The 6,761-nt window shown below is 70.7% G+C and carries 6 protein-coding genes and 2 pseudogenes; 2 read left to right on the top strand and 6 right to left on the bottom strand.

The window, feature by feature from the left end:
* Positions 1–646: pseudogene (locus tag AC27IO_RS08120) on the top strand (DMT family transporter); the annotation flags it as partial.
* Between the two features lie 85 nt (positions 647–731).
* Here AC27IO_RS08120 and AC27IO_RS08115 read toward each other — a convergent pair.
* The 6 genes and pseudogenes from AC27IO_RS08115 to def all read right to left on the bottom strand — a co-directional run bounded on the left by AC27IO_RS08115 (position 732) and on the right by def (position 5,286).
* Positions 732–1,925: a phosphoglycerate kinase gene (locus AC27IO_RS08115; protein ID WP_498738338.1), complete on the bottom strand. Its 1,194-nt coding sequence runs from the start codon at positions 1,923–1,925 to the stop codon at positions 732–734.
* A 101-nt stretch (positions 1,926–2,026) separates the two neighbouring features.
* Positions 2,027–2,362, bottom strand: a complete 336-nt coding sequence (locus AC27IO_RS08110) for an AzlD domain-containing protein (protein WP_284406531.1) — start codon at positions 2,360–2,362, stop codon at positions 2,027–2,029.
* Complete coding sequence (locus AC27IO_RS08105) at positions 2,359–3,180, bottom strand: AzlC family ABC transporter permease (protein ID WP_317360105.1); 822 nt, start codon at positions 3,178–3,180, stop codon at positions 2,359–2,361. The genes AC27IO_RS08110 and AC27IO_RS08105 overlap by 4 nt, the downstream gene beginning before the upstream one ends.
* A pseudogene (locus AC27IO_RS08100) lies at positions 3,177–4,248 on the bottom strand (methionyl-tRNA formyltransferase). The gene AC27IO_RS08105 and the pseudogene AC27IO_RS08100 overlap by 4 nt, the downstream one beginning before the upstream one ends.
* A 16-nt stretch (positions 4,249–4,264) precedes the next feature.
* The gene (locus AC27IO_RS08095) at positions 4,265–4,780 is read right to left on the bottom strand and encodes a hypothetical protein (protein WP_498738335.1); all 516 of its coding nucleotides are present in this window, start codon (positions 4,778–4,780) and stop codon (positions 4,265–4,267) included.
* Positions 4,777–5,286 (bottom strand): peptide deformylase, encoded by a 510-nt coding sequence (gene def / locus AC27IO_RS08090; RefSeq protein WP_284406528.1) that lies wholly within the window; start codon positions 5,284–5,286, stop codon positions 4,777–4,779. Before def ends, AC27IO_RS08095 begins: the two co-directional genes overlap by 4 nt.
* Before the next feature lie 201 nt (positions 5,287–5,487).
* On the opposite strand from def, the gene AC27IO_RS08085 reads away from it, so the two are divergent.
* The gene (locus AC27IO_RS08085) at positions 5,488–6,696 is read left to right on the top strand and encodes a LysM peptidoglycan-binding domain-containing protein (RefSeq protein ID WP_272566511.1); all 1,209 of its coding nucleotides are present in this window, start codon (positions 5,488–5,490) and stop codon (positions 6,694–6,696) included.
* Positions 6,697–6,761: the final 65 nt, after the last annotated feature.

Genomic DNA, 6,761 nt, shown 5'->3' with positions numbered 1-6,761 from the left:
AGCATCACGGCCATTCCGTCGCTGTCCAGCGGGCGCGCGGCCATCCTGGGCTACACCATGCCGATCTTCTCGGCCGTGCTGGGCGCGCTGTGCTTCGGCCCACCGTCCTGGCGCCGCGCGCCTGGGCGGGCGTGGCGGCGCGGCCGGGGGCGTGCTGCTGCTGCTGTGGCACGAACTCAGCCAGCTCGGCGGCCGGCCCGTCGGCGTGGGGCTGATGCTCACCGCTGCCGCCTGCTGGGCGCTGGGCACGCAACTGCTGCGGCGCAGCACCCTGCCGCTGCCGGTGCTGACCCTGTCGTTCTGGATGACGGTGCAGAGCACCGTGGTGCTGAGCCTGCTGGCGCTGCTGCTGGAGCACGACCGCTGGCACGCCCCGTCCGCCGTGGGCTGGGGCGCCATCGCCTTCAACGCGGTGCTGGTGCTCGGCTTCGCGCAGCCGGCGTGGTTCTTCCTGGTGCGCGGCCTGCCGCCCGTGGCGTCCACCTTGAGCGTGATGATGATCCCGGTGCTGGGCGTGTTCAGCGGCGCGGTCTGGCTGGGCGAGCGCCTGCACTGGCAGGACTGGGCGGCCGTGGCGCTGATGGTGCTGGCGATCGCCTCGGTGCTGTGGCCGCAGCGCCCTGCGGCCACAGCGGGTGCGGCATGAAAAGTGCCTCCAGCACAATCATCACTAGGGCATGTCGCTATTAATTCAATAGCAAAAAAGCAGCGGGCGTGAACCCGCCGCCGGCTCAGCCCTGGGCGCGCTTTTGCAGGATCTCGAAGGCCGGCAGCGTCTTGCCCTCCAGCACTTCCAGGAAGGCGCCGCCGCCGGTGGAGATGTAGCCCACGTCCTTCTCGATGCCGTACTTGGCGATCGCCGCCAGCGTGTCGCCGCCGCCCGCGATGCTGAACGCGCTCGATTCGGCGATAGCCTGGGCGATGGCCCGGGTGCCGTTCTCGAACGCGGCGAACTCGAACACGCCCACGGGCCCGTTCCACACGATGGTGCCGGCCTGCTTGAGCTGCGCGGCCAGCTTCTTCGCGGTCTCGGGGCCGATGTCCAGGATCAGGTCGTCGTCGGCCACGTCGGCGGCGGCCTTCACCGTGGCGGGCGCGTCGGCCGAGAAGGTCTTGGCCACCACCACGTCGGTGGGGATCGGCACCTCGGCGCCGCGCGCCTTCATGGCGTCGATCACGGCGCGGGCCTGGTCCAGCAGGTCGGGCTCGGCCAGGCTCTTGCCGATCGGAAGGCCGGCGGCCAGCATGAAGGTGTTGGCGATGCCGCCGCCCACGATGAGCTGGTCCACCTTGTCGGCCAGGCTCTTCAAGATGGTGAGCTTGGTCGAGACCTTGCTGCCCGCCACGATGGCCGCCAGCGGCCGTGCGGGGTGCGCCAGGGCCTTGGTGATGGCGTCGATCTCGGCCGACAGCAGCGGGCCGGCGCAGGCGGTCCTGGCGTATTCGGCGATGCCGTAGGTCGTGCCCTCGGCGCGGTGCGCGGTGCCGAAGGCGTCGTTCACGTAGATGTCGCAGAGCGCGGCCATCTTCCTGGCCAGCGTGGGGTCGTTCTTCTTCTCGCCGGGGTTCACGCGGCAGTTCTCCAGCAGCACGACCTGGCCGGGCTGCACGGCCACGCCGTCCACCCAGTCAGCCACCAGCGGAACCTCGCGGCCCAGCAGTTCGCCCAGGCGCTTCGCGATGGGGGCGAGCGAGTCGGCGGGCTGCAGCGTGCCCTCGGTCGGGCGGCCCAGGTGGCTCGTCACCATGACGGCGGCGCCGGCGTCCAGCGCCATCTGGATGCAGGGCACCGAGGCGCGGATGCGCGTGTCTTCGGTGATGTGGCCGGCGTCGTCCTGCGGCACGTTCAGGTCGGCGCGGATGAACACGCGCTGGCCACGGGCCTGGCCTTGGGCGCAGAGGTCGGAAAAGCGAAGGATGTGCATGGATCGATGGGGCCGGCGGGCGGCGCGGGGAGGGTGGAAAACTGCGCCGCATTGTAGGTGCGGCCCCGTGCCCGGCCGTGTCGGCCGGCGCCGCCCGTGGGCTACCAGCCCAGGCCGATGTGCAGCGGCAGGTACACCACCATGCCCACGACGATGGTGCCCAGGATGCCGCGGCGCCAGAAGTAGTAGCCGGCGGCGCACAGCACGGACGGCAGGCGCGCGTCCTGCAGCGTGCCGATCAGCTCGCCCTGCGCCATGAAGATCTCCGGCGCGATCACCGAGGCCAGCGCGGCCAGCGGCGCGTACTTGAGGCCGCGCTTGAGCCAGTCGGGCAGGGGCAGTTCGCGCTCGGGAATCATGAAGAACGCGCGCGACACCACCGTGATGGCGGCCAGGCCCAGGATGGCGATGGTGGGTTCGACCCAGGACCAGTTCATGGGTGGCGCTCCTCGCGCAGCGGCACCACGTCGCCGTCCTGCACGTGCTTTTTCTCCTCGGGCGGCAGCGCGCTCTCGGCCGGCACCAGCAGCACCTCGGGCTTTCGCAGGTGGCGGTCCACCGTCTCGATGATGAGGCCCACGGCCACGGCCGCCGCGATCGCCACCAGGATGTTCAGCTTGAGCGGCAGCGCGAACGCCGCGATGGCCGCCGTCATGGCCACGCCCGTGGCCAGCCAGGTGGCGCGGTCGAACAGCATGGACAGCATCACGCCCAGCAGCGCCAGGACGCCCGCGAAGCCCAGGCCCCACGACAGCGGCACCACGTTGGCCAGCAAAATGCCCGTGATCGACGGCACCTGCCAGGACAGCCAGTTGATCGACGCGGCGCCCCAGAAGTACGGCACCTGCTCGGGCTGCGGCGTGGGCTGGGGGTAGCGCTTCATGAACGCGACGAAGATCACGTCGCCGCTGAAATACCCCACCGCCAGGCGCCGGCGCAGCGGCAGGTGCGCGAAGTAGCTGCGCCATAGGCTGCTGAAGATGACGAAGCGCAGGTTCACGCACGAGGCCGTGAGCCACACCACCCACAGCGGCGCGCCGACGGCCATCAGCGGGATCACCGTGAGCTGCGCGCTGCCCGCGTACACCGCGAGCGACATGAAGATCGCCATCGGCACCGACATGCCGCTCTTGACCATGGCCACGCCGGTCACCAGCCCCCAGGCGCCCACGCCCACGCTGGTGCCGAACATGTCCAGCACGCCCTGGCGGTAGGCGGGATCCCGGACGAGCGCGCCCAGTCCCCGGGCGCTCATTCCCGCGCCCCGGCCGGCGCGCCGCCCCCCAGCACCATGCCGGGCGCGAGCGCGAAGCCGCCCGCAGGAAGTCGGCCACCGGCAGGGCCGCTTGCCGCCCGCGCGCTGCAGCGTGGTCAGGCGCAGCGCGCCGTGGCCGCAGGCCACCGTCACGCCGGCATCGTTCACGGACAGAATCTGCCCGCAAGGCATGGAATCCGCCGGCATCGTGCTATCGATTTCGTAGCTCCACACCTTGATCGCCTCGCCGTCCAGCGTGGTCGAGGCGCCGGGAAACGGGTCGAAGGCGCGGATGCGCCGGCCGATCGCCTCGGCGGGCAGGGCCCAGTCGATGGCGCTCTCGGCCTTCTCGATCTTGTGCGCGTAGGTCACGCCCTCGGCGGGCTGGGGCGTGGCGGCCAGGCCGCCGCGGGCGGCGCGCTGCAGCGCCTCGACGACCATGCGGCCGCCCAGGTCGCCAGCCGGTCGTGCAGCGTGGCCGTCGTGTCGCGCGGGCCGATTGCGGTCTTTTCGATGAGCAGCATGTCGCCCGTGTCCAGGCCGGCATCCATCTGCATGATGGTCACGCCCGTCTCGGCATCGCCCGCCTCGATCGCGCGGTGGATGGGCGCGGCGCCGCGCCAGCGCGGCAGCAGGCTGGCGTGGATGTTCAGGCAACCCAGTCCGCGGGCCCCCACGCTCCCCGCTGCGCGTGGTTCGCTGCCCCCCGAGGGGGCCCTTCGCGCCTTCGGGCGGCCGGGCGGCGCTCATCCCGTCCAGCACCCACTGCGGCAGGATCAGCCCGTAGGCGGCCACCACCATGGCATCGGCCCCGGCGGCGACCAGCGCATCGCGCGCGGCGGCCGCGTCCTCGGGGTACTTGCCGTCCAGGCGCAGGCTGCGCGGCTGCGCCACGGCGATGCCGTGCTCCAGCGCGCATTGCTTGACGGGCGAGGCCTGCAGCTTCATGCCCCGGCCGGCGGGGCGGTCGGGCTGGGTCAGGACGAGGGGGACGGTGAAGCCGGCGTCCAGCAGGCGCTGGAGGGCGACGCGGGCGAAGTCGGGCGTGCCGGCAAAGACGATCTTCATGAAGGCGGTCGCGGCGTCAGAATCCCAGCAGATCGCGGGGATCGGGCTCGTCCGTGAACATCACCTTCACCACCACGCCGCGCGGGTCGATGTGCACGTGGCCGAAGCGCCGGGTGCCCAGGTCGTCGCGGAAGCGGTAGGTCCAGATGTCGCCGTCGAAGCGCGCCACCTGCTCCACGCGCATCGGCGGGCCGAAGGTGCGGCGCACGTCGTCCACCGTCCAGCCGGCCGGAATGCCGGCCAGGTTGTTGAAGGTCAGCACCTGGTCCGTTCGCACGAGCCGGCCGCCGGCGTCGAAGTCCATGTGGTACACCTGCCGGCCCGCGGGCTGGGTGGTGTACAGCAGCCGCTCGCCGCCACCGGGCAACGGCGTGACGGACACCGGCGGGCCCAGGTTCTGCAGCACCTCGGCGCGCGAGGCGCCGGGCTTGACGAAGTCGGGCGACGCGCACGCGGTGAGCGCGGCCGCCAAGCCGATGGCGGCCATGCCGCGCGCCAGGGAGGAAAAGGAAAGGGAGCGCCAGGCGATCATGATCGTGCCTCACGTTGCTGCTTGAGCATCTTGGTCTTGATGCGGTTGCGTTTGAGGGGCGAGAGGTACTCGACGAACACCTTGCCCAGCAGGTGGTCCATCTCGTGCTGGATGCACACCGCCAGCAGGCCCTCGGCCTCGACCACGCGGGACTGGCCCTGGGCGTCCAGCGCCCGCACGTGGACCGCGGTGGAGCGCGCCACGCCGTCATAGATGCCGGGGACCGACAGGCAGCCTTCCTCGCCCACGGTCTTTTCCTCGCTGGCCCAGATGATCTCGGGATTGATGAAGACCTGGGGCTGGTCGTGGTCCTCGGAGACGTCGATGACCACGATGCGCTCGTGAACGTCCACCTGTGTGGCCGCCAGGCCGATGCCGTTGGCGTCGTACATCGTGGCCGCCATGTCGTCCAGCAGGGCGCGCACGCGGTCGTCCACCGCCTGGACCGGCTTGGCCACCGTGTGCAGGCGGGGATCGGGGTAACAGAGAATAGGAAGAATGGCCATGGCGAACCCGGAAAGATGTCGCTATTTTCGCCACTTTTGATGAGGGCGGCCGCCGGCCGCCGCAATAATCGTTGCCCAATCAAGGGCTTGGGCTGAGAATCCGAGAAGATTTGTAACGTATCAACCGGCGGGTTTTGTAACCGACAAACACGCGCTGGCGCCAGCGAGGGGCGTTTCGCAATGCATGACAAGAGGAACAACATGACGGCATCCACAGGCTTGCGGCCCACGGCGCTGGGAGCGCTGGCTTTTCTGGCCGCAGCCCTGCTGACCGGCCCCGCGCATGCCCAGAACTACCCTGTCACCACCGATCAGCGGGCCACCGCCCAGCAGGTGGCCTCCCGGGGCGTGCCGATGTCGGAGCTGGCCGCCAACGCGCCGGACACCTATGTGGTCAAGCGCGGCGACACCCTCTGGGGCATCTCCGGCATGTACCTGCAGCGCGCCTGGCGCTGGCCCGAACTCTGGGGCATGAACCTGCAGGCCATCCCCAATCCGCACCTCATCTTCCCCGGCCAGACGCTGTACCTGGAAAAGGTGGACGGCTATGCCCGCCTGCGCACCAGCCCGTCGGGCCAGGTGCCCAATGACACGGTGCGCGTCTCGCCCCGCACCCGCACCGACAGCCTGGCCGGCACCGCGCTGCCCACCCTGCAGCCCCACCTGATCGAGCCGTTCCTCGTCGAGCCGCTGGTGGTGGACGAGCTCACGCTGCAGCAGGCCCCGCGCATCGTCGCCACCGTCGATGAACGCGTGCTCATGGCCAGCGGCGACCGGGCCTACGTGCGCGGCGCCACCGGCAATCCGCTGCGCCTGGGGCCCGGCGTGCCGCGCCAGTACCGCGTGTTCCGCAATGCCATCCCCATGAAGGACCCCGAGTCCGGCGAGATCCTGGGCTACGAAGCCCAGTACGTCGGCAAGGCCGAACTGGTGCGCGGCGAGACCACCGAGGAAACGCGCGATCCCAAGGGCGAAGTCACGCTCGACGTGGTGCCCGCCACCGTGGACCTGAGCAGCGCCAAGGAAGAAATGCGCGCCGGCGACCGCCTGCTGCCCGCCCCCGCGCGCGGCTACGCCAGCTACACGCCGCGCGCGCCGCAGGCCCCGGTGGATGCGCGCGTCGTGTCGCTGTATGGCAGCTCGGCCGTGGCCTATGCCGCGCAGAACCAGGTGATCGCCATCAACCGCGGCACCCGCGACGGGATCGAGGCCGGCCATGTCCTCACGCTGCTCACCAAGGGCGAGCGCATCAAGGACAAGACCGACGAGAACAAGGCCATGATCAAGCTGCCGAGCGAGGCCAACGGCGTGGGCATGGTGTTCCGCACGTTCGATCGCGTCTCCTACGTGCTGCTGCTGCAGGTGCAGCAGGGCGTGCGGGTCGGCGACCGCCTCGTCAATCCGCAGTAAGCCCTGCGGCCCTCTCCAGGGGCGCCTTGGCGGGCGCCCCGTGGCCTCGGGATGCCTGCTTTGAC

This window comes from Acidovorax sp. KNOB132 (assembly GCF_057541515.1).
The sequence above is the reverse complement of the archived record's forward strand: the minus strand, read 5'-3'. Positions and strand labels throughout refer to the sequence as shown.

Excerpts from the sequence above, each read along its gene's own strand:
- AC27IO_RS08115 (WP_498738338.1), bottom strand. The coding sequence starts at position 1,925 with ATGCACATCCTTCGCTTTTCCGACCTCTGCGCCCAAGGCCAGGCCCGT.
- AC27IO_RS08110 (WP_284406531.1), bottom strand. The coding sequence starts at position 2,362 with ATGAACTGGTCCTGGGTCGAACCCACCATCGCCATCCTGGGCCTGGCC.
- AC27IO_RS08105 (WP_317360105.1), bottom strand. The coding sequence starts at position 3,180 with ATGAGCGCCCGGGGACTGGGCGCGCTCGTCCGGGATCCCGCCTACCGC.
- AC27IO_RS08095 (WP_498738335.1), bottom strand. The coding sequence starts at position 4,780 with ATGATCGCCTGGCGCTCCCTTTCCTTTTCCTCCCTGGCGCGCGGCATG.
- def (WP_284406528.1), bottom strand. The coding sequence starts at position 5,286 with ATGGCCATTCTTCCTATTCTCTGTTACCCCGATCCCCGCCTGCACACG.
- AC27IO_RS08085 (WP_272566511.1), top strand. The coding sequence starts at position 5,488 with ATGACGGCATCCACAGGCTTGCGGCCCACGGCGCTGGGAGCGCTGGCT.